General features: G+C 66.2%; 1 rRNA gene. It reads left to right on the top strand.

Annotated elements, in window-relative coordinates:
• Nucleotides 1-77, top strand: a 5S ribosomal RNA gene (gene rrf, locus G3I40_RS30410); the annotation flags it as partial.
• Between the last annotated feature and the right edge of the window lie 287 nt (nucleotides 78-364).

The raw sequence follows: 364 nt of genomic DNA, 5'->3' as shown, positions 1-364 counted from the left end.
CGAACCCGGAAGCTAAGCCTCACAGCGCCGATGGTACTGCAGGGGGGACCCTGTGGGAGAGTAGGACGCCGCCGAACTATTATTGAGAGGACCCTTGGTCCCGGCACACATGCTGGGACCAAGGGTCCTTTTGTATTTCCAGAACTCTTCTCGCAGCGCGCCGGCACCCCGGCTGCGCGAGAATGACTGCGGTACCGAAGACAGGAGTCACACCCATGCCCACCAACTCTCCCGACGAGCGACCGGAGCGCGAGCAGCGCCGCCGGGACAGTGGTGACCGCGGCGGATACCGCGGCGGGGACGCTCCGCGCCGTGACCGTCGTGACGACCGTCCGTCCTTTGGCGACCGTGACCGGGATCGGGA

It is taken from the genome of Streptomyces sp. SID14478 (assembly GCF_010548525.1).
Lineage (GTDB): Bacteria > Actinomycetota > Actinomycetes > Streptomycetales > Streptomycetaceae > Streptomyces.
This window is presented reverse-complemented; position numbering and strand designations above follow the sequence as displayed.